The sequence below is a fragment of the Enterococcus sp. ZJ1622 genome, assembly GCF_011038845.1.
Taxonomy (GTDB): Bacteria; Bacillota; Bacilli; order Lactobacillales; family Enterococcaceae; genus Enterococcus_B.
This window is the reverse complement of the sequence record NZ_JAAKDW010000016.1, coordinates 25,588-44,639: the sequence shown is the minus strand read 5'-3', so window position 1 is coordinate 44,639 and position 19,052 is coordinate 25,588. Positions and strand designations below refer to the sequence as shown.

The 19,052-nt window shown below is 41.9% G+C and carries 19 protein-coding genes and 1 other RNA gene; 17 read left to right on the top strand and 3 right to left on the bottom strand.

Going from position 1 to position 19,052, the window contains the following annotated elements:
- Positions 1 to 11 precede the first annotated feature (11 nt).
- The 11 genes from G7Y42_RS13050 to G7Y42_RS13000 all read left to right on the top strand — a co-directional run bounded on the left by G7Y42_RS13050 (position 12) and on the right by G7Y42_RS13000 (position 9,227).
- Positions 12 to 551 carry a DUF1273 domain-containing protein gene (locus G7Y42_RS13050; RefSeq protein ID WP_165006670.1) on the top strand — a complete coding sequence of 180 codons (540 nt, stop codon included), beginning with the start codon at positions 12 to 14 and terminating at the stop codon, positions 549 to 551.
- An 89-nt stretch (positions 552 to 640) separates the two neighbouring features.
- The gene (gene gpsB / locus G7Y42_RS13045; RefSeq protein ID WP_165006667.1) at positions 641 to 1,060 is read left to right on the top strand and encodes a cell division regulator GpsB; all 420 of its coding nucleotides are present in this window, start codon (positions 641 to 643) and stop codon (positions 1,058 to 1,060) included.
- Between the two features lie 19 nt (positions 1,061 to 1,079).
- Positions 1,080 to 1,447, top strand: an RNA gene (gene rnpB, locus G7Y42_RS13040) — RNase P RNA component class B.
- A gap of 70 nt (positions 1,448 to 1,517) precedes the next feature.
- Positions 1,518 to 2,684 (top strand): class I SAM-dependent RNA methyltransferase, encoded by a 1,167-nt coding sequence (locus G7Y42_RS13035; RefSeq protein WP_165006664.1) that lies wholly within the window; start codon positions 1,518 to 1,520, stop codon positions 2,682 to 2,684.
- 27 nt (positions 2,685 to 2,711) lie between these two features.
- On the top strand, positions 2,712 to 4,208 hold the full coding sequence (locus tag G7Y42_RS13030) for a carboxypeptidase M32 (RefSeq protein ID WP_165006661.1): 1,497 nt from the start codon (positions 2,712 to 2,714) through the stop codon (positions 4,206 to 4,208).
- A gap of 87 nt (positions 4,209 to 4,295) precedes the next feature.
- Complete coding sequence (locus tag G7Y42_RS13025; protein ID WP_165006659.1) at positions 4,296 to 4,985, top strand: HD domain-containing protein; 690 nt, start codon at positions 4,296 to 4,298, stop codon at positions 4,983 to 4,985.
- Complete coding sequence (locus tag G7Y42_RS13020; protein WP_165006656.1) at positions 4,986 to 5,147, top strand: hypothetical protein; 162 nt, start codon at positions 4,986 to 4,988, stop codon at positions 5,145 to 5,147.
- A gap of 79 nt (positions 5,148 to 5,226) precedes the next feature.
- Complete coding sequence (locus G7Y42_RS13015) at positions 5,227 to 5,379, top strand: hypothetical protein (protein ID WP_165006654.1); 153 nt, start codon at positions 5,227 to 5,229, stop codon at positions 5,377 to 5,379.
- Positions 5,380 to 5,504: 125 nt separating this feature from the next.
- Positions 5,505 to 6,695: a glycine C-acetyltransferase gene (locus G7Y42_RS13010; protein ID WP_165006651.1), complete on the top strand. Its 1,191-nt coding sequence runs from the start codon at positions 5,505 to 5,507 to the stop codon at positions 6,693 to 6,695.
- A gap of 123 nt (positions 6,696 to 6,818) precedes the next feature.
- Positions 6,819 to 7,772 (top strand): L-threonine 3-dehydrogenase, encoded by a 954-nt coding sequence (locus G7Y42_RS13005; RefSeq protein ID WP_165006648.1) that lies wholly within the window; start codon positions 6,819 to 6,821, stop codon positions 7,770 to 7,772.
- Positions 7,773 to 7,871: 99 nt separating this feature from the next.
- Positions 7,872 to 9,227 carry an amino acid permease gene (locus tag G7Y42_RS13000; protein WP_165006645.1) on the top strand — a complete coding sequence of 452 codons (1,356 nt, stop codon included), beginning with the start codon at positions 7,872 to 7,874 and terminating at the stop codon, positions 9,225 to 9,227.
- Positions 9,228 to 9,301: 74 nt separating this feature from the next.
- On the opposite strand, the gene G7Y42_RS12995 is transcribed toward G7Y42_RS13000, so the two are convergent.
- On the bottom strand, positions 9,302 to 9,634 hold the full coding sequence (locus G7Y42_RS12995; protein WP_165006642.1) for a hypothetical protein: 333 nt from the start codon (positions 9,632 to 9,634) through the stop codon (positions 9,302 to 9,304).
- Positions 9,635 to 9,773: 139 nt separating this feature from the next.
- On the opposite strand from G7Y42_RS12995, the gene G7Y42_RS12990 reads away from it, so the two are divergent.
- Both G7Y42_RS12990 and G7Y42_RS12985 read left to right on the top strand, forming a co-directional pair.
- Positions 9,774 to 10,913, top strand: coding sequence for a VanZ family protein (locus tag G7Y42_RS12990; protein ID WP_165006639.1), 1,140 nt, complete (start codon positions 9,774 to 9,776; stop codon positions 10,911 to 10,913).
- Between the two features lie 110 nt (positions 10,914 to 11,023).
- The gene (locus tag G7Y42_RS12985) at positions 11,024 to 12,379 is read left to right on the top strand and encodes a DEAD/DEAH box helicase (protein ID WP_165006637.1); all 1,356 of its coding nucleotides are present in this window, start codon (positions 11,024 to 11,026) and stop codon (positions 12,377 to 12,379) included.
- Between the two features lie 108 nt (positions 12,380 to 12,487).
- Here G7Y42_RS12985 and G7Y42_RS12980 read toward each other — a convergent pair whose 3' ends face one another.
- Complete coding sequence (locus tag G7Y42_RS12980; protein ID WP_165006634.1) at positions 12,488 to 12,919, bottom strand: GNAT family N-acetyltransferase; 432 nt, start codon at positions 12,917 to 12,919, stop codon at positions 12,488 to 12,490.
- A 385-nt stretch (positions 12,920 to 13,304) separates the two neighbouring features.
- On the opposite strand from G7Y42_RS12980, the gene alaS reads away from it, so the two are divergent.
- The 3 genes from alaS to G7Y42_RS12965 all read left to right on the top strand — a co-directional run bounded on the left by alaS (position 13,305) and on the right by G7Y42_RS12965 (position 17,981).
- Complete coding sequence (gene alaS / locus G7Y42_RS12975; protein WP_165006632.1) at positions 13,305 to 15,947, top strand: alanine--tRNA ligase; 2,643 nt, start codon at positions 13,305 to 13,307, stop codon at positions 15,945 to 15,947.
- 177 nt (positions 15,948 to 16,124) lie between these two features.
- On the top strand, positions 16,125 to 16,721 hold the full coding sequence (locus G7Y42_RS12970; protein ID WP_165006629.1) for an ECF transporter S component: 597 nt from the start codon (positions 16,125 to 16,127) through the stop codon (positions 16,719 to 16,721).
- An 87-nt stretch (positions 16,722 to 16,808) separates the two neighbouring features.
- Positions 16,809 to 17,981, top strand: coding sequence for a cation diffusion facilitator family transporter (locus tag G7Y42_RS12965; protein ID WP_165006697.1), 1,173 nt, complete (start codon positions 16,809 to 16,811; stop codon positions 17,979 to 17,981).
- Positions 17,982 to 18,014: 33 nt separating this feature from the next.
- Here the strand turns inward: G7Y42_RS12965 and G7Y42_RS12960 are convergent, their stop codons facing one another.
- Positions 18,015 to 18,437: a ribonuclease HI family protein gene (locus G7Y42_RS12960; RefSeq protein WP_165006626.1), complete on the bottom strand. Its 423-nt coding sequence runs from the start codon at positions 18,435 to 18,437 to the stop codon at positions 18,015 to 18,017.
- Between the two features lie 78 nt (positions 18,438 to 18,515).
- Here G7Y42_RS12960 and G7Y42_RS12955 point away from each other — a divergent pair, with 78 nt between their 5' ends.
- Positions 18,516 to 18,926, top strand: a complete 411-nt coding sequence (locus tag G7Y42_RS12955; protein ID WP_165006623.1) for an EbsA family protein — start codon at positions 18,516 to 18,518, stop codon at positions 18,924 to 18,926.
- Positions 18,927 to 19,052: the final 126 nt, after the last annotated feature.

Genomic DNA, 19,052 nt, shown 5'->3' with positions numbered 1-19,052 from the left:
AGGAATCTGAGATGGACAGTATAAAAGTAATCTATGTTTCAGGATATCGCAGTTTTGAGCTCGGTGTTTTTAAGGACGACGATCCTAAAATCAAAGTTATTAAAAAAGTCTTAAAAAAAGAGTTGCAGCAATTCGCTGAAGAAGGACTGGAATGGGTACTTACTAGCGGCAACTTAGGCGTAGAGACGTGGACAACTGAGATAGCGGCAGAGTTAAAGGAAGACTACCCAGAATTAAAGCTCGGGATCATCTATCCTTTTGCTGATTTCGGAAGCGGCTGGAACGAAAACAATCAGGAGAAGAAACGCTTAGCAGAGCAGGTTGCAGACTACGTCGAGTCAGTGAGCCATCAGCCTTATCGTTCACCAGGACAGTTAAGAAATCACACGCATTTTTTACTTGAACATACGGAAGGATGTCTGATGATCTATGACCCTGAATACCCTGGTAAATCACAATTTTTCTTCCAAGATGCACAGAAATATCAGCTGGATCATCCTTATGAGATCCGTTCAATCAGTATGGACGATCTTCAAAATTTTAGTGAATAAATGAGATTGTGTTTGATTTATCAACGTTTTTCCGATACAATGAAAAAGGTAGAAATGTTATTACGTAAATGAGAACTAGAGGTGTAGATATGGCGAATTTGGTTTATAGTCCTAAAGACATTTTACAGCAAGAATTCAAAACAAAGATGCGCGGATATGACCCCATCGAAGTTGATGAATTCTTAGACAACATCATCAAAGATTATGAAACTTACAGCAAAGAACTCCTTGCTTTACAAGAAGAAAACGATAAGTTGAGTGCAAAAGTCGCTCAGTTGTCAAAAACACAAGGAGCTGCTCAAACACGAGTGCAGCAAGCTGAAGCACCTAAGAGCGTAGCTGTGACCAATTTCGATATCTTGAAACGTTTGTCAAATCTTGAACGGGAAGTATTCGGCAAGAAGCTGGATCAGCAAGCAAATGCGCATCCGACTCCACAGCCTAACCCAAACAATTATACGAACGTAGATACAAGTGATGATGACAATGAAAAAACACGTCAGTTTTAATGACTGACAACTCTTTGCGGTTTTCGGGTAATCGCGGTCTGGCTTGACCAGGCTGAGGAAAGTCCATGCTCGCACAGGCTGTGATGCCTGTAGTGTTCGTGCTTAGCGAAAAAATAAGCTAAGGTACTCTTAGGAGTAACGGCAGGAAAACAAACTAAGGCTTCGGCTATGTTTAAGTATCCTTGAAAGTGCCACAGTGACGAAGCGGATAGGGAAACGTATCCGGTGGAACGCGGTAAACCCCTCGAGCGAGCAACCCAAACAATGGTAGGGGCGCTTTTTGCTGGGAATAAGAACGAGGCAAAAGGGCAGGTTAACTGCAGATAGATGGTTACCACTCTGTTTTTTCTCCCTGGAAAAACAGAGCACAAAACATGGCTTACAGAAAACCGCAATAATCAGGGAATACCTTCCAACCTTGTTGTGAAGGTTTTTTTTATAAATTAAGGAGAATAGTATGGATAATAAAAGAAAATTTAACCTTGTAGCAACTGCCGCAAGCGGATTAGAAGCACTTGTCGGAAAAGAACTGCGGGATTTAGGAATCGAATGTCAAGTCGAGAACGGTCGTGCCCGCTTTGAAGGGACGATGGAAACGATCGCTACAGCCAATCTGTGGCTTCGTACAGCAGATCGCGTCAAAATCGTTGTGGGTGAATTTGATGCGTATACATTCGATGAACTGTTCGAAAAAGTCAAAGCATTACCTTGGGAAGATTTCCTGCCATTAGACGCAGAATTTCCGGTAGCAGGAAAATCGATCAAGTCAAAATTGTACAGTACGCCAGATTGTCAAGCGATCACGAAAAAAGCGATTATCGAACGATTACGTACGTATTATCATCGCCCTGCTTCTGTTCCGCTGACTGAAACAGGCGCACACTTCCAATTAGAAGTCGCACTTTTGAAAGACCATGTGATGGTGACACTAGATACTACTGGACCAAGTTTGTTCAAACGCGGTTATCGTCTGGAAAAAGGTGGTGCACCATTGAAAGAAAACATGGCTGCAGCACTAGTCATGCTGACGAACTGGCGCAAGGACCGTCCTTTTTATGATCCTGTCTGCGGCTCAGGGACGATCTGTATCGAAGCTGCACTGATCGGTCATAATATCGCCCCCGGATTCAATCGTGAATTTGCCTGTGAGTCATGGGACTGGTTCAGCAAAGAAACCATGGAAGCTGTACGCGCAGCTGCAGAAGAAAAAGCGGACTACGATATAGAATTAGACATCACTGGCTCAGATATCAACGGACGGATGATCGAGATCGCTAAAGCAAATGCGGAAGAGATCGGTCTAGGTTCATCGATCACATTTAAACAGCAGGCAGTCAAAGATTTCAAAACAGAGAAGGACTATGGCGTGATCGTAGCGAACCCGCCATATGGTGAACGACTAGGCGAAGAAGAATCCGTCCGTCGGTTATATGAGGAAATGGGCGATGTTTTCCGTCCTTTAAAAACATGGAGCAAGTATATCTTAACAAGTGATTTGACCTTTGAAGATCACTATGGACAAAAGGCAACCAAGAAACGGAAGCTGTACAACGGGGCTTTGCGGACGGATCTCTTCCAGTATTGGGGGACACGCCCTCCTAAACCCGGCAAACCACAAGAATAAAATGATGGATGTTTGGAGGAATAAGGAATGAACGAAAAAGAATTTTTGCAAGAAGTAAAAGAAATTAATTTACTGCAGCAAGCTTTAGGGATCCTAGACTGGGATACACAAACCGGTATGCCAGAAAAAGCAAGCGATTATCGAAGTGAAGTAGACAGCTATCTTCACAGTATTTATTTTTCGAAAAAAATCGGACCGAAAATCGAAGAAGCAATCCATTATTTTTCTGAACATCCAGATGAATTGTCAGAAACGGGAACAGCGGTTTTTCAAAAAGTAAAAGAAGATTTTGAGCTTGAGCATCGAGTGCCTCAAGAATTGATGAAAGAATACACAGCAGCAGTTTCTTCTGCTCATGGACAATGGCAAAAAGCCAGAGAAACTGAACGATTCACGGATTTCCAAGAAGCGCTGCGTCGAAACATAGAATTGACGAAGAAACTGATCCCGTACTGGCGCAAAGACGAAGAAACTGATTATGATGTTTTGTTGAATCAGTACGAGCCGGGAATGACCGTCGATGTTCTTGATAAGGTATTCGATCGTCTGAAAGAAGGCATCCTTTCCATACGCCAAACGTTGGCAGAAAAAGGAACAGCGCCGAAAACAGATTTTCTTACGCGAACAATGACAAAAGAGCAACAGAAAAAATTCGTCACAGGTGTAATCGAACAATTAGGCTTCGACTTTAGCCGAGGACGTTTGGATGATACCATCCATCCATTTATGACGGGAATCAATCCAGAAGATTCAAGAATCACGACTCGCTGGAACGAAAAAGACTTCAAAATGGCTGTATTTGGCGTGATCCACGAAGCAGGACACGGTATGTATGAACAAGACATTGATGAAAAGTATGCATACACGCCGATTTACCAAGGAACATCAATGGGTATCCATGAATCTCAGTCTTTATTCAATGAGATCATCATTGGGAGCAACCGCAGTTTCTGGGAGAAACAGTATCCGTTCTTCAAGGAATGCGCGGAAGGGACCTTCGATGATATTGCTTTTGATGATTTTTATCGTTCGCTGAAGTTCACTCAGCCCAGTCTGATTCGAATCGAAGCAGATAGCCTGACCTATCCATTACACATCATCATTCGTTATGAGATAGAAAAAATGATCTTCAATGAAGAAGTAGAAGTCACAGATCTGCCAGAAATCTGGAATCAGAAATACGAAGAATATTTAGGCATCCGTCCAGAGAATGATCTAGAAGGCATTTTGCAAGATGTGCATTGGTCCGGAGCAAGTTTCGGTTATTTCCCTTCTTACGCGTTAGGCTATATGTATGCAGCACAGCTACTTCACGCAATGGAAAAAGAACAGTCACTTGATTCGATTTTAGCATCAGATGATTATTCCCCAATCAAAAACTGGATGAAAGAACATATCCATCAATATGGCGCATCAAGGAAACCAAACCAACTGATCCAAGATGCAACGAATGAACCATTGAATCCTGAATATTTGATCGACTATATGAAAGAGTTGTATTTTATGGTATATAAAGTTCAATAAAAAGCAATAAAAAAACTAAGATAATAGCTGGAGCGCTGCTTTCATATAGCAGCTTTCAGCTTTTTATCTTGAGAAAGAAGTCGAAAAATGGATAAATTAAATGCAATCGCAGAGTACAGCATGAAGCAATTAGCCAGTGATCGAACAGGTCATGGGACGGACCACACGAGAAGAGCTGTCAAAATAGCAGAAGAAATTCTAGCGACGGAACCTGACGCCGATCCGCTGATCACACTGGCAGCGGCTTATCTGCATGATACGATCGATGACAAAGTGGTCAAAGATGAAGCAGCGGCCAAAAAACAGCTACATGAATTTCTTCAAGAAATCCGAGTAGAACAGCAGCAGATCGAAACTATTTTTTTCATTATCGAAAATATGTCTTTTTCCAAGGAGCTCTCCACAGAAAAGACACCTGTATTGCCAATCGAGGGAAAAATCGTCCAAGATGCTGATCGCATCGATGCATTAGGCGCTATCGGAATCATGCGCACGGCTTATTTCGGCGGAGGACATGGCCATCCGATTTTCGATCCAGATATTCGTCCTCAAAATTATACGAATAAAGCAGACTATCGAAAAGGCTCCACCGTGATCAATCATTTTTACGAAAAACTTTTCTTGCTTACAGAAAAAATGAATACAGCTTATGGCAAACAAGAAGCAAAACGCAGAGAGGAATTCATGCGTGGGTTTCTAGAAGAATTTTTTAAAGAATGGTCAGTGGCAGATCAGGGATTTACACCGGATCAGTGGATGAATGAAACAAGAGATTGAATGACTGATGCCGATCAACCATATTTTTATTATGTAAACAAAAAAGCAACTAAAAAAAGAGAGAATGAGCAGGTGATGCGTACTAAAAGTTGGACTAAAAATCTGATTTTGACCGAACACCAAGCGGGTCTCTCTTTTTTGATGCGCGATGAGACACGATGATTAGAAAATGATTAAAAAAGCTAGTTTTCTATTCCCTATCTCTATTGGTCTATACGACGAATAAGTTGGAATATTCAGAATGTATTGGATTTTAATGAAAGAGCGTGGTTATTGGTCTTCTTCTAAAAACAGTTTGTTTTTTACTAGAGAATTCGATGATTTAAAAAATAAAAAAGAAGAGTATAAGCAAGAATCGAGAGATGAAAATGTTATGGTAAAAAAATGTAGTTAAATAACTCTCATAATCAGTGTAAGCGCTATCAATAATATGTCATACTTAATCTGTGAATGGAAATCACAATAAGAGTAAAAAGGTTTGTCTGTTCCGCATAAAAATCAACTACGGAGGTGTGTTTATTGTCTTCAAATGCGTTAAATGATTATTTAGAGCAAGAGCTAGCTTTGTTAAAGGAAAAGGGACTATACAACACGATCGATATTCTTGAAGGGGCCAATTCGGCAGTGATCGACATCGATGGAAAGAAGATGATCAATTTAGCTTCGAACAATTACCTAGGGTTTGCTAACAGGCCGGAATTAAAAGAAGCGTGTATCCAGGCGACTGATAAATACGGCGTGGGGGCTGGTGCAGTACGCACGATCAACGGTTCGTTGCGGATCCATCTGGAATTGGAGAACAAGATTGCGGAATTCAAAGGAACAGAAGCGGCCATTGCTTTTCAGTCTGGTTTCAATTGCAACATGGGGGCCATATCAGCAGTGATGTCGAAAGAAGACGCGATTTTATCGGATGAACTGAACCATGCCTCGATTATTGACGGGTGTCGTTTGTCGGGTGCGAAAGTGATACGAGTGAAACATCAGGACATGAAAGATCTTGAAGAAAAAGCAAAAGAAGCGGTAGAAAGCAAAAAATATAAAAAGATCATGTATATCACAGATGGTGTGTTTTCGATGGATGGCGATATCGCAAATCTGCCGGAAATCGTTCCAATTGCAGAGAAGTATGGACTTATCACGTATGTTGATGATGCGCATGGTTCCGGCGTTACCGGCAAAGGTGCCGGAACGGTCAAACAGTTCGGACTGAACAAAAAAATCGATCTGCAGATGGGAACTTTGTCCAAAGCAGTCGGTGTGGTCGGCGGATATGTTGCCGGATCAAAAATACTGATTGATTGGCTGAAATCTCGTAGTCGTCCATTCCTGTTTTCGACTTCCCTCACACCAGGAGCAGCAGGAGCAGCCTTGGCTTCCATTTCTTTGATGCAGCAACATCCGGAACTGGTCGAAAAAGTTTGGGAAAATGCTAATTATTTCAAAGCAGAATTGTCACGTATCGGTTATGACATCGGTGTGTCGGAAACACCGATTACTCCTGTGATCCTAGGTGACGAGAATACTACGCAGATTTTCTCGAAAAAACTGATCGAAAATGGGATCTATGCCAAGCCAATCGTTTACCCGACGGTTCCACTTGGGACAGGACGTGTCAGAAACATGCCAACAGCAGAACATACGAAAGAGATGCTGGATAAGGCAGTTACTGTCTACCAAAAAGTCGGAAAAGAAATGGATCTTATCTAAAACAGAAAGATCCATTCAGCGTAATTAAATAAAGAGAACCTTTTTACTCACTGATTGTTCATTATACAGCTGCTTATTCGCATGACACGATTAATCAAAACAAGCAAGTAGAGGAGGAAGTACATGAAACGAGTATTAGTAACAGGATGTTTGGGACAGATTGGATCAGAGTTAGTAGATCGGTTGCGCAAAGACTTAGGAAACAGCAATGTTGTCGCTACAGATATCCGCATGCCGCAAGTAGTGAAAGAAAACGAGATATTCGAGATACTGGATGTCATGGATCTTGATAAGATGCGTCGTTTAGCAGAAAAATATCAGGTAGACACGTTGATCCATCTAGCTGCGCTTTTATCTGCAGTAGCTGAAGAAAAACCGCAGATGGCATGGAATCTGAATATGACAGGGTTAGTCAACGCATTGGAAGTGGCAAGAGAGTTCGACTTGAAATTTTTCACGCCAAGTTCGATTGGGGCATTTGGACCGGATACACCCAAAGACAACACGTCACAAGACACGATTCAGCGTCCCACAACGATGTATGGTGTAACAAAGGTAGCTGGAGAACTATTGTGTGATTACTATCATACTAAATACGGTGTAGATACTCGTGGCGTACGTTTCCCGGGGCTGATTTCTTATACGACGCTGCCGGGCGGAGGAACCACTGATTATGCCGTAGACATCTATTATTCTGCAATCAAAGAAGGCAAGTACACTTGCTTTATCGACCGCGGGACTGCGATGGACATGATGTATATGCCGGATGCGATCGATGCGATCGTCCAGCTGATGAATGCAGATCCCAATCGTTTGGTACACCGTAATGCCTTCAATATCTCTGCAATGTCATTCGATCCGGAAGAAATCAAGCAATCCATCCAAAAAGTCATGCCGGAATTCGAAATGGACTATGAGGTAGATCCTGTACGCCAAGGAATCGCTAATTCCTGGTCGAATTCGTTAGACACCACATGCGCACAAGAAGAATGGGGATTTTCGCCTAAATACGATCTTGACGACATGACAAAAGACATGCTGGTAAAACTTCAAGAAAAGTTGACAGAAAAAGTCTGAATATTAACGGCTGATCGTTTGGCAAAGCGGTTAATGCATAAGGTAAAAACGAAGGGCGAGGCGGTAGATGTCTTGCCCTTTTGAATAAAGGAGGTATTTATGGAAAACAATCAAGCTTTAGGAATGAAAGTACACAGCTCTGATAGTGAATTGAAACGAACGATGGGCTTTTTCCCAGCTTTGTCTACGGTAATGGGCACAGTCATCGGAGCTGGCGTATTTTTCAAAGCAGCGAGTGTCGCAGAGGTCACCGGTTCAGTCAGCTTACATATGTTCTCATGGTTCCTTGGTGGGGTCATCTCGGTGTGTGCTGGACTTACAGGGGCTGAATTAGCAGCGGCGATCCCGGAAACAGGAGGAATGATCAAATATATAGAACGGATTTACGGGGAAACAGCTGCTTTTTTGCTCGGCTGGGCGCAAGTCATTATTTATTTTCCTGCCAATGTCGCTGCACTATCTATCATTTTTGGGACGCAGTTCGTGAATCTCTTCGCTCTTTCGCAAGAGATGATTCTTCCGATCGCCGTTGTAGCTGCGACGTCTATCATGCTGATCAATTTCTTGGGATCTAAAATAGGCGGAGCCTTTCAGTCAGTGACATTGGTTTGTAAACTGATTCCGCTTTTTTTGATTGTTTTATTTGGACTCTTTCGCTCAGAAGGCGTCGAATTTCAGCTTTTCCCTATTCAAGCTGGGGAGAATCTTTCATTTTTCTCTGCGTTAGGAGCGGGGTTATTAGCAACGATGTTTGCTTATGACGGCTGGATCCATGTAGGGAATATCGCGGGTGAGTTGAAGAAACCTGCGAAGGATCTGCCAAGAGCGATTTCTTTCGGGATTATCGGGATCATGATCGTTTATTTGTTAGTGAATGCGGTCTTTCTAAGAACTGCTTCAATCGATGGCATTATCGGGAATAATAATGCTGCCAGTGATGTAGCGAAGATGATTTTTGGCGGAGTAGGTGGAAGACTGGTGACCATCGGGATATTAGTCTCAGTGTACGGTACTATCAATGGGTATACATTGACAGGGATGCGTCTGCCGTATGTCATGGCGAAGGAGAAGCAGCTCCCTTTCAGTGATGGTTTGGCAAAATTGACGAAAAAAACCAAAGTACCGTTAGTGGCAGGTATTTTGGAACTAGTGCTGGCAATCGGAATGATGATGGTTGGAGGATTCGACACATTGACGGATATGCTAGTGTTTGTCATCTGGATTTTTTACACGATGGTATTTATTGGGGTACTCATTTTACGTAAGAAAGAGCCGAATCTCGTACGGCCTTACAAAGTGCCGCTGTATCCTATCATCCCTTTAGCGGCGATACTTGGCGGGATCTTTATTGTGATAAGCACATTGATGACTCAAACGATGCTTGCTTCTATGGGCATTCTGCTGACCTTGGCGGGGATACCTGTTTATATTTATTTGAATCGCAAATATGGTTAAGGAGTTTGTTTTTGAGCTTCAGGTATGAGGTGAATTTAAAAGAATAAAAAAATGCGGGACGAAGCATATTGCCTTCATCCCGCGTTATTCTTTTTTCGAAATGTTTGTAATCGGCGCCAACCGCGGTAAAGGTTCAATAACACTAAACAGCCGGAGATCGAGATGGGGAGCCAAATAAGAAAGACAGGGTAACCGATTTGTCGAGAGACAGCCTGAGAAGTATAGGTATCCATTTCAGCTAATGCTTGCTGCCATGTCTGAAGAGTGAAAACCAGCATGAAACCGGAAATGATCAGTAGAATAAAACCTAAATAATGAATGTTGGAATGTTTGCGTACATACGCAAAAACCAGATAAAGAATGATCAAAAACAGGGGAACTCCAAAGACAAAATAAATATTCAGCATGTTGCCACCTCCTTTTGTTTATCATACTTCAATTGCGCAGAATTGAAAAATATAAAGCCGTTACTTGCCCGTTTTTACTGCTGGCTGATAAGATAAATGATATAATCCTAAAATATGGATGAAGGAGGTAACAGAGAATATGGCAAGTTATATCGAGCCTATCCGCTTTGCATTGATCGTGTTTCCCTTTTTAGCACTAGCGATCTCTTCGATATTTTTTATTTACGAATACCGGAAATACGGAACTTTCATTATTGCGCGAGCGGTCGTTTTATATTCATTTGTTTTTTATTTATTGTGTGCATACTTTTTAGTGATCTTACCATTACCGTCCAAGGAGGCGGTGGCACAGATGACGGGTCCGAAAATGGAATTGAGGTTATTTGCTTCCTGGTATCATTTTAGAGAAAATACGGTTTTAGTGTTATCAGAGCCGAGCACGTATCTGCCTGCGATGAAACAAAGTGTATTCTTAGAACCAGCGTTCAATGTTTTATTGCTTGTGCCATTTGGAATCTACTTGCGATATTATTTCCGTTTTTCTTTTCTCAAAACGCTGATAGCAAGTTTTTTCCTTTCATTGTTTTTCGAACTGACTCAGCTGAGCGGACTTTATTTCATTTATCCTAGACCTTATCGGTTATTCGATGTCAATGATCTGCTGACGAATACATTAGGAGGCGCGATCGGGTTCATCTGTTCACCGATCTTTACGTTTATGCTTCCTACGCGAGCCAGAATGGATGAATTATCTTACGAGAAGGGGCGAACTGTCTCATTGACGCGTCGTCTCGTTGCTTATTTGATCGACTGGGCTTTCTTGTCTGTCGTCAATCTTGCGGTAGGTATATTCCTACGAGTGACATTCGATTTCCAGGATATCACTGCGCATATCTGGTGGATGATGTTAGAAGTGATGGTCTATTTCATGATCGTTCCTTATTTGACAAATGGCCGTACTCTTGGGAAAAAGGTCGTTCGGATTCGTTTAGTCGAGGATGACCGGGAAAAAATCTCTTTGAAAGCACTGATCATTCGTTACGGGTATCTTTACTTTCTGTTTTACGGCTTGAGCTGGTTCGGACAGATCCTGCAACAGGTGATGAATCAGCATAACACTGTCTTGCAGATGAGCGCGTTATTTATCTATTTGGGCGTGTTGCTTGCGCAAGGAGTATTTGTATTGAATATTCTTTTGTCTTTTATACGCAAAAGAAGAATCTTATTCTATGAAAAAGCCAGCCATACGCACACGATAAGTACGATAGAGCAAAAATAGCGCTGCTTTTCCTTCTCATAAAAGGTTCGAACAAGAAAAGAGCAAGCAAAAAGTGAGTGTCTGTGTTATAATGCCAAAGTCGTGAGAAATTAAAGAGAAGAGGTGCACGAATGAATAATTTTGAACAATTCCATTTTAAACCATTTATCAATGAAGCTTTAGCTGAAAAAGGTTTCCAGCAGCCTACGGAAGTTCAAGAACGTTTGATACCGTTGATTGCTAAAGGAAAAAATATTATTGGACAGTCACAAACGGGAACAGGGAAAACACATACGTTTTTGCTGCCGTTATTTGAAAAAATCAATGCAGAAAAAGAAGAAGTACAAGTAGTGATCACCGCACCTAGTCGGGAATTAGCTGCGCAGATCTATGAAGCTGCAAGCCAGATCGCAAAATTTTCTAAACCAGAGATCCGTGTGTCGAACTTTGTCGGCGGAACCGATAAGCAACGTCAGCTCAATCGTTTGCACCATCAGCAACCACATGTCGTCGTAGGCACACCGGGAAGAATCTTGGACATGATGAATGAACAGGCGTTGAAGATCCACACCGCATTTGCATTTGTCGTAGATGAAGCAGACATGACGTTGGACATGGGCTTTTTGAATGAAGTGGATCAGATCGCGAGTCGTCTGCCTGAAAAACTGCAATTTTTAGTTTTCTCAGCTACGATCCCGGAAAAACTTCGTCCGTTTCTTCGCAAATATATGGCTAACCCAATCATCGAAGAAATCAAGCCAAAAGCAGTCATCTCAGAAGATATCGAGAATTGGCTGATCTCGACAAAAGGAAAAGATACGAATCGACTGATCTATCAGTTACTGACAGTAGGACATCCTTATCTGGCTATCGTATTTGCAAATACGAAACAGCATGTAGATGAAATTGCGGACTATTTAAAAAATCAAGGGCTGAAGGTAGCTAAGATCCATGGAGACATCACGCCAAGAGAACGAAAGCGCGTCATGCGCCAAGTGCAGAACTTGGAATTCCAATACGTGGTCGCCACTGATTTAGCTGCTCGGGGAATCGATATCGAAGGAGTATCTCATGTCATCAATGCAGAGATACCAGAAGATCTGGATTTCTTTATCCACCGAGTAGGACGTACTGGGCGAAACGGCTTGAAAGGCATAGCAATCACTTTGTATGCGCCTAGTGATGAACAAATGATCGATGCTATCGAAAAAATCGGTGTTTCCTTTGAACCAATGGAAATCAAGAATAATGAAATCGTTCCGACTTACGATCGGAATCGTCGTACAAAACGCGAAAAATCAAAAGATACATTGGATCCAACACTTATTGGACTGGTGAAAAAGAAGAAGAAGAAAATCAAACCTGGCTACAAGAAAAAAATCGACTGGGCGATCGCAGAGAAAAATAAAAAAGATCGTAAAATCGAGCGGAGACAACAGACTAGGACCGCAAAGAAGAACAAAAAGAATTCGAACAAGTATAACTAGAGATCACAACAGTATTGACTGTGTTTCATCGAAGAATAAAGAACATCCCCTTAAAATCATCGAAACTGATTTTAAAGGGATGTTTTAAATTTTGCTGCTAGGCGCATCTTAAATCAGTGCTTTCTCCATTCCTATACATAAAACCTCGTCTTCGATAAAAGGTTCAGAACAGCTTTGGTAGCCTTGCTTGATATAAAACGGGACAGCAGTCATTTCTGCCACTAGATAACTGGAAGAAAAGCCGTTTTCGACTGCTTTTTTCTCCGCCGCATTCAATAGTCGCCGACCCAATCCGCGGCCTCTATAGTCTTTAGCGACACAAAAACGTTCAGGTTGGATACATTCAGTGTTTTTTTTCTGATAGCGAAGGGTAGCTACTGGTTTATTCTGGTCAAGGATCAAAAAGTACTCTTGTCCAGGCAGATCTTTGCCGTCGAACTCCATCTCAGCTGGGATCTTTTGTTCCAAGACGAACACATCGTATCGAAGGTAGCAGCTTGCAGCACGAATCCATTCTTCATGTCCAAAAATCTCTTTCATGGATGCCCTCCTTAAAGGATAAGAAAATTGGTAATAGGTTTTGCTTCTATCATAACAAAAAGAGGATATAGCGACAATGCAAAGAGAAAATCATGGAAGTCTTGTTGACAGAATCCCGAAGAATACGTATACTGATATAGTACAAAAAAGGACATGGTTTGTTTTTTTAAGACTCACAGAAAATTCTTTCCTGGCTGAAAAAAGAATAGTCACTAACCAAATCGCTCCCTTTTTTATTTGATAGAAATATCAACGCCACTCAGCGTTATCGAGTTCAAAGAGGTAATGATCGAACATCATTGCAATCAAGGTGGTACCGCGAGTTTTCGTCCTTGACTGTAATGGTGTTTTTTTGCAGTTCAAAATCGAGAAAGAAGGTAAAAAAATGAAACAATTAAGTAGCGCACAAGTCCGACAAATGTTTTTGGATTTCTTCCAGTCAAAAGGACACACGATCGAACCTAGTGCCTCATTAGTACCTGTAAATGATCCTACTTTGCTATGGATCAACTCTGGTGTTGCAACATTGAAAAAATATTTCGATGGTTCTGTCGTACCAGAAAATCCAAGGATCACCAATGCACAAAAATCCATTCGTACAAACGATATCGAAAACGTAGGGAAAACCGCCCGTCACCACACGATGTTTGAAATGCTCGGGAATTTTTCGATTGGTGACTACTTCAAAGAAGAAGCAATCCATTGGGCATGGGAATTTTTAACAGGCCCAGAATGGATGGCTTTCGATCCAGAAAAATTATATGTGACGGTTTATCCAAAAGATACTGAAGCAAAACGGATCTGGCATGAAGAAGTGGGCTTGCCAATGGATCATATCATCGATGTAGAAGACAACTTCTGGGATATCGGTGCAGGACCATGTGGCCCGGACACAGAGATTTTCTATGATCGTGGAGAAGCTTACAACGATTTGGCCGAAGATGATCCTGAAAATTATCCTGGTGGGGAAAATGAACGTTATCTAGAAATCTGGAACTTAGTATTTTCTGAATTCAACCACAAACCAGATGACACATTTGAACCACTGCCTCATAAAAATATTGATACCGGTATGGGACTGGAACGCATGGTTTCGATCGTTCAGGATGCTCCAACGAACTTTGAAACTGATTTGTTCATGCCAATCATCCATGCCGTAGAAAAATTGAGCAAGCAAGTGAAATACGGAGAAGACCCAGTCACAGATATCTCCTACAAAGTCATTGCTGACCACATCCGTGCGTTATCTTTTGCTATCGGTGACGGCGCGCTTCCGTCAAATGAAGGTCGTGGCTATGTTTTACGCCGCTTATTGCGTCGGGCAGTGATGCATGGCAAGAAGTTAGGGATCGAACAAGCTTTCTTATACAATCTGGTCCCTGTTGTCGGAGAAATCATGGTCAGCTATTACCCTGAAGTGCTGCAACAAAAAGAATTTATTGAAAAAGTCGTACGTACAGAAGAAGAACGCTTTAACGAAACGATCAATGAAGGTCTGGAAATCTTGAACCAAGTGATCCTTGAAGTGAAAAAAGAACAAGGAACGACACTTGCAGGAAAAGACATCTTCAAACTGTATGACACTTATGGATTCCCAGTTGAACTGACAGAAGAAGTAGCTGAGGACGAAGGCTTGAAAGTGGATCATGCAGGATTCGAACAAGAAATGGAAGCCCAAAGAGAACGTGCCCGCGCTGCTCGAAGCACCGAAAAATCGATGGGCGTGCAATCTGCTTTATTGACAGATATCAAAGTAGAAAGCAAATTTATCGGCTACACTGAAATGGAAGCAGATAGTCAATTGTTAGTGATCGTTAAAGAAGAAGAGATCATCAGTGAAATCGCTCAAGGCGAAGCACAACTGATTTTTGACCAGACACCGTTTTACGCTGAGATGGGCGGACAGGTCGCTGACCAAGGCTGGATCATGAATGAGACAGGAGAAATCGTTGCGACAGTTACTGATGTTCAAAAAGCACCGAATGGACAATTCTTGCATACTGCAAATGTCGTGACCGCATTGAAAGAAGGTCAGACTTACCATCTTCTGATCGACCAAAAGATGCGTAACCGGATCATCAAGAACCATACAGCGACTCACCTACTGCATAAAGCACTGAAAGAAGTCTTAGGAGAACATGCGAACCAAGCAGGCTCTTTAGTCGCTCCAGGACATCTGCGTTTTGATTTCACTCACTTTGGTCAGATCACAGCAGATGAATTAGTGAAAATGGAGCAGATCGTCAACGAAAAAATCTGGGAAGCTATTCCAGTTGAAACGATTGAAACAGATATTGATACAGCAAAAAATATGGGTGCGATGGCCTTGTTCGGTGAAAAATACGGACATGACGTACGAGTAGTCAATGTAGGTGGCTGGTCGATCGAGCTTTGTGGGGGGACTCACGTAGCAAACACAGAAGACATCGGTATCTTCAAAATCGTTTCCGAATCAGGTATCGGTGCTGGTGTTCGCCGGATCGAGGCTGTGACGAGCAAAGAAGCCTATGAACTTCTTGAAGCAGAAGAAAAACAATTGAAAGAAGTTGCTGCAATCGTTAAGTCACCACAGCTAAAAGAAGTTGTTTCAAAAACAGAACAGCTTCAACAGCAATTAAGAGAGTTGCAAAAAGAAAATGAACAATTAGCAAGCAAACTAGCGAACCAGCAAGCAGGAGATATTTTCAAAAATCCGGAAGAAGTGAACGGGAAGACGATCATTACTGCACAAGTAAAAGTCAAAGATATGAATCAGCTTCGCCAACTAGCGGATCAATGGAAACAAAAAGCAGTCTCCGATATTCTTGTTCTGGCAAATGAACAAGAAGGAAAAGTCAGTCTATTAGCTGCTATGACCAAAGAAGCCAACGAAGCTGGATTGAAAGCCGGCGACTTGATCAAGGCGATCGCTCCGAGAGTCGGCGGAGGCGGAGGTGGACGCCCAGATATGGCTCAAGCTGGAGGGAAAAATCCTGCAGGTATCCCGGATGCGTTAGCTGAAGCAAAAACTTGGCTGAAAAACCAGTAACCAACGGAAGTATTTTCATTTCTATACATTAAGGGAAGGGAGCAGACTGGAGGAATCAGTCTTGCTCTCTTATCTTTCTTTTTAATTACGTGTATAATTGCAGAAAGGGAATATAGTTGACGAAAAAGAAAGAAATTTTTTATTATTATTAGAATAAACAAGAAGGTGGGAGAAAAAATGAATAGCAGAAACAAAACCTTTCGGCTGGTGCTTCGCTCTATTTTATTAGCTATTATCATCGTACAGGCAATGGTTCCGTGGCTCGGCTTTATTCCGTTAGGGTTCATCAGCTTAACGATCATTCATATCACAGTGATCATTGCCGCAGTTGTCTTAGGACCAAAAGACGGGATGGTCATCGGCTTGTTTTGGGGGATTGCAACGATCATTCGAGCATATGCTATGCCAACGACGCCGTTTGACACATTAGTCTTCACTAATCCAATCATCTCTGTTGTGCCGAGAGTGTTAGTTGGGCTAATAGCTGGTCTGGTATTTCACTGGATCTACAAACGATATCGGTCTGTGGTAGTAAGTTCAGCAATTGCAGGAGTTGCAGGTTCTCTAGTCAATACGGTCTTGGTATTAGGCTTCATGGGGTTGTTTTATACTGGAGCGACAGCTGATGCTTACGGCGTGGACGCTTCGCTTTTATTCAAAACATTAGCTGGGATTGCTGCTATCAATGGTATCCCGGAAGCAATCGGAGCCGGAGTGATCACACCATTACTTGCAAAAGCATTGTTTGCTGTTACACCGCTCAAACCAGAATAAACAAAAAAGTCATTTGTCGCTGGTAAAGAATAATCAAAAATGTCGACATGTTGCAAAAGCTGCTCACTCACAGCTTTTTATCAGCAGATGGATCAGAGAAAAGCAGAAGGAGTAGTAAAAGTGACGAAGGAACAAAAGCAATTAACAGCACAGCAAAGGACGAAAAAAGGGATACTGGCTGGGATTTTGGGGTTAGGTTCAAATATCATTTTGTTTGTATCTAAATTCATGATCGGACTTTTTTCTGGAAGTGTCTCAATCATGGCGGATGCGATCAATAGTCTATCAGATACTGCGTCTTCCGTGCTGACTTTAGTCGGATTCAAAATCGCAGCCAAACCGGCAGACCAGGAGCATCCTTATGGTCATGAGCGTTTCGAATACATCAGTGGGCTGTTCGTTTCTATCATCATCACCTATGTAGGGTTCCAGTTTTTGGAGTCGTCGATCGAAAAAATCGTCCGTCCGGAAAATGTCGCTCTTTCGCCGATCGTTTTTCTGGTATTGATCGTTTCGATCTTATTGAAGTTCGGACAAGGAAAAATGTATCAGACGATTGCACATTCCATTGATTCAGAAACACTGCGAGCGACGGCGAAAGATAGTTATAATGACGTATTCACGACACTAGCTGTCCTTGTTTCAGCGGGAGTCGAATGGCTGACAGGCTGGCGGATCGATGGATATATCGGATTTGCACTGGCGGCTTATATTCTTTATAGTGGGGTGATGATGCTTCGAGATTTCGTCTATGAATTGTTGGGAAGCCGTCCTACCCAAAAGGAAATTACTGAAATGGAACAGCATCTGAATTCCTGTGATGACATCTTAGGCTATCATGATTTACTCGTTCATACTTATGGTCCGAGTAAACGTTTCGCATCTGTCCATATTGAGGTGGATGAGAGCTTGGATTTGAACCAAGCACATAAAATCATTGATTCGATCGAAAAAGACTTTAAAAAGTCTTTATCTGTCGATCTGGTCTGTCATCTGGATCCCGTACCTGTCAATAACGAAAAATACCGGGAGATCCTTCGAAAGCTGAAAGGAATCATCCAATCAGCAGGAGAAGGCTTGAACCTTCACGATCTGAGGATCATCCGCCAAGGGAAGGTTCTGCAGTTCGATGTAGTAGTACCTGAAAAATTCCGATTGTCAGATGAAGAGATCGAGCGCTTGATACGTATCCAAGTGGAACAGAGAATCGGTGTTTATCAGTTAGAGATCACATTCGATCATAATTATCTTTTATATTAAAAACTTTTAAAAGACTTCTAAAAGATCGGTGCATCATCTTTTAGAAGTCTTTTTTTCTTTTTTTATTTGCTGCTGCAGGGCTTGTCTGGCAAGATTATCTGCACCTTTGTTTTGGGACTCAGGTATCCATTGAAGGATCAACAGAGAAAATTCAGAGAGCAACTGCTGGATCTCTGCCAAATAAGCAGTGAACGAGGGATTGCTTGTAAAATTTTTGTCGATGACTGAAACCATCGTTTTACTATCTGAATAACAGAGTATCGTCTCTTGTGTCAGCTTTTTTTTCTTTAAAATTTCTAAAGTTTTTAAAAAGACTTCGAATTCCGCCTGATGGTTTGAACCGTTGGAAAGCGGTACTGTCAACTGTTCCTGCCTGTTTTCGTAAACAATCAGCAGGCCGCCGCCACTAGGACCAGGGTTGCCTTTTGTGGAGGCGTCAATGTATACTTTTATCATATACAGGAGATCTCCTTTTTATTTGAAATAATGTTATGATATGATTATACCATTACTAGATAGGTGCGAGGTTAAACAATGAAAAAAATTATTCGCTGGCAGCCTGAACTGGCGCAGACGATCATCTATTGGTCATTGACGTTAATCGTTTTATTTTTCAGTCTGATCTTGTCACTGGAAAATACAAGGCCTTATTGGAAAAGTAATTTAGTCTTAGGCATATTTCTGGTTTTTGTGGTACTGGGATTTCGACGCTCCTTTGTCCTGAAAGCCAATTCGATCAAGATAAGGTATGCGGCATTCTGGAAAGACAAAGAAGTTTCCTATCAAAAGATCGATTCGGTCACACCGATCGATCTGGGGGTAAAGATGAAGCTGACAGATGAAGAAGAACCAGCCGTTTATATCATGAAAAAACGTACACGACTTTCTTTTTGCAACCATATCGCGGGAAACGAACAGGGAAAAGGTCTGTATACGAAGAAATAGCGTCTATTAGAACCATTTTTTTAAACTCTCGCGGCAAATCAGTAGTAGAATGTGTGAGGCAGAAGTTTACTGAAAAAAGAAGGAGTGCGAAGATACCAGGAGTTCTGATGTCTTCGCACTCTTAAT

Coding starts and splice junctions, on each gene's coding strand:
- G7Y42_RS12955 (WP_165006623.1), top strand. CDS start 18,516: ATGAAAAAAATTATTCGCTGGCAGCCTGAACTGGCGCAGACGATCATC.
- G7Y42_RS12985 (WP_165006637.1), top strand. CDS start 11,024: ATGAATAATTTTGAACAATTCCATTTTAAACCATTTATCAATGAAGCT.
- G7Y42_RS13025 (WP_165006659.1), top strand. CDS start 4,296: ATGGATAAATTAAATGCAATCGCAGAGTACAGCATGAAGCAATTAGCC.
- G7Y42_RS12990 (WP_165006639.1), top strand. CDS start 9,774: ATGGCAAGTTATATCGAGCCTATCCGCTTTGCATTGATCGTGTTTCCC.
- G7Y42_RS13005 (WP_165006648.1), top strand. CDS start 6,819: ATGAAACGAGTATTAGTAACAGGATGTTTGGGACAGATTGGATCAGAG.
- G7Y42_RS13035 (WP_165006664.1), top strand. CDS start 1,518: ATGGATAATAAAAGAAAATTTAACCTTGTAGCAACTGCCGCAAGCGGA.
- G7Y42_RS12965 (WP_165006697.1), top strand. CDS start 16,809: ATGGATCAGAGAAAAGCAGAAGGAGTAGTAAAAGTGACGAAGGAACAA.
- G7Y42_RS13030 (WP_165006661.1), top strand. CDS start 2,712: ATGAACGAAAAAGAATTTTTGCAAGAAGTAAAAGAAATTAATTTACTG.
- alaS (WP_165006632.1), top strand. CDS start 13,305: ATGAAACAATTAAGTAGCGCACAAGTCCGACAAATGTTTTTGGATTTC.
- G7Y42_RS13015 (WP_165006654.1), top strand. CDS start 5,227: ATGTATTGGATTTTAATGAAAGAGCGTGGTTATTGGTCTTCTTCTAAA.
- G7Y42_RS12970 (WP_165006629.1), top strand. CDS start 16,125: ATGAATAGCAGAAACAAAACCTTTCGGCTGGTGCTTCGCTCTATTTTA.
- gpsB (WP_165006667.1), top strand. CDS start 641: ATGGCGAATTTGGTTTATAGTCCTAAAGACATTTTACAGCAAGAATTC.
- G7Y42_RS12960 (WP_165006626.1), bottom strand. CDS start 18,437: ATGATAAAAGTATACATTGACGCCTCCACAAAAGGCAACCCTGGTCCT.
- G7Y42_RS13020 (WP_165006656.1), top strand. CDS start 4,986: ATGACTGATGCCGATCAACCATATTTTTATTATGTAAACAAAAAAGCA.
- G7Y42_RS12995 (WP_165006642.1), bottom strand. CDS start 9,634: ATGCTGAATATTTATTTTGTCTTTGGAGTTCCCCTGTTTTTGATCATT.
- G7Y42_RS13000 (WP_165006645.1), top strand. CDS start 7,872: ATGGAAAACAATCAAGCTTTAGGAATGAAAGTACACAGCTCTGATAGT.
- G7Y42_RS12980 (WP_165006634.1), bottom strand. CDS start 12,919: ATGAAAGAGATTTTTGGACATGAAGAATGGATTCGTGCTGCAAGCTGC.
- G7Y42_RS13050 (WP_165006670.1), top strand. CDS start 12: ATGGACAGTATAAAAGTAATCTATGTTTCAGGATATCGCAGTTTTGAG.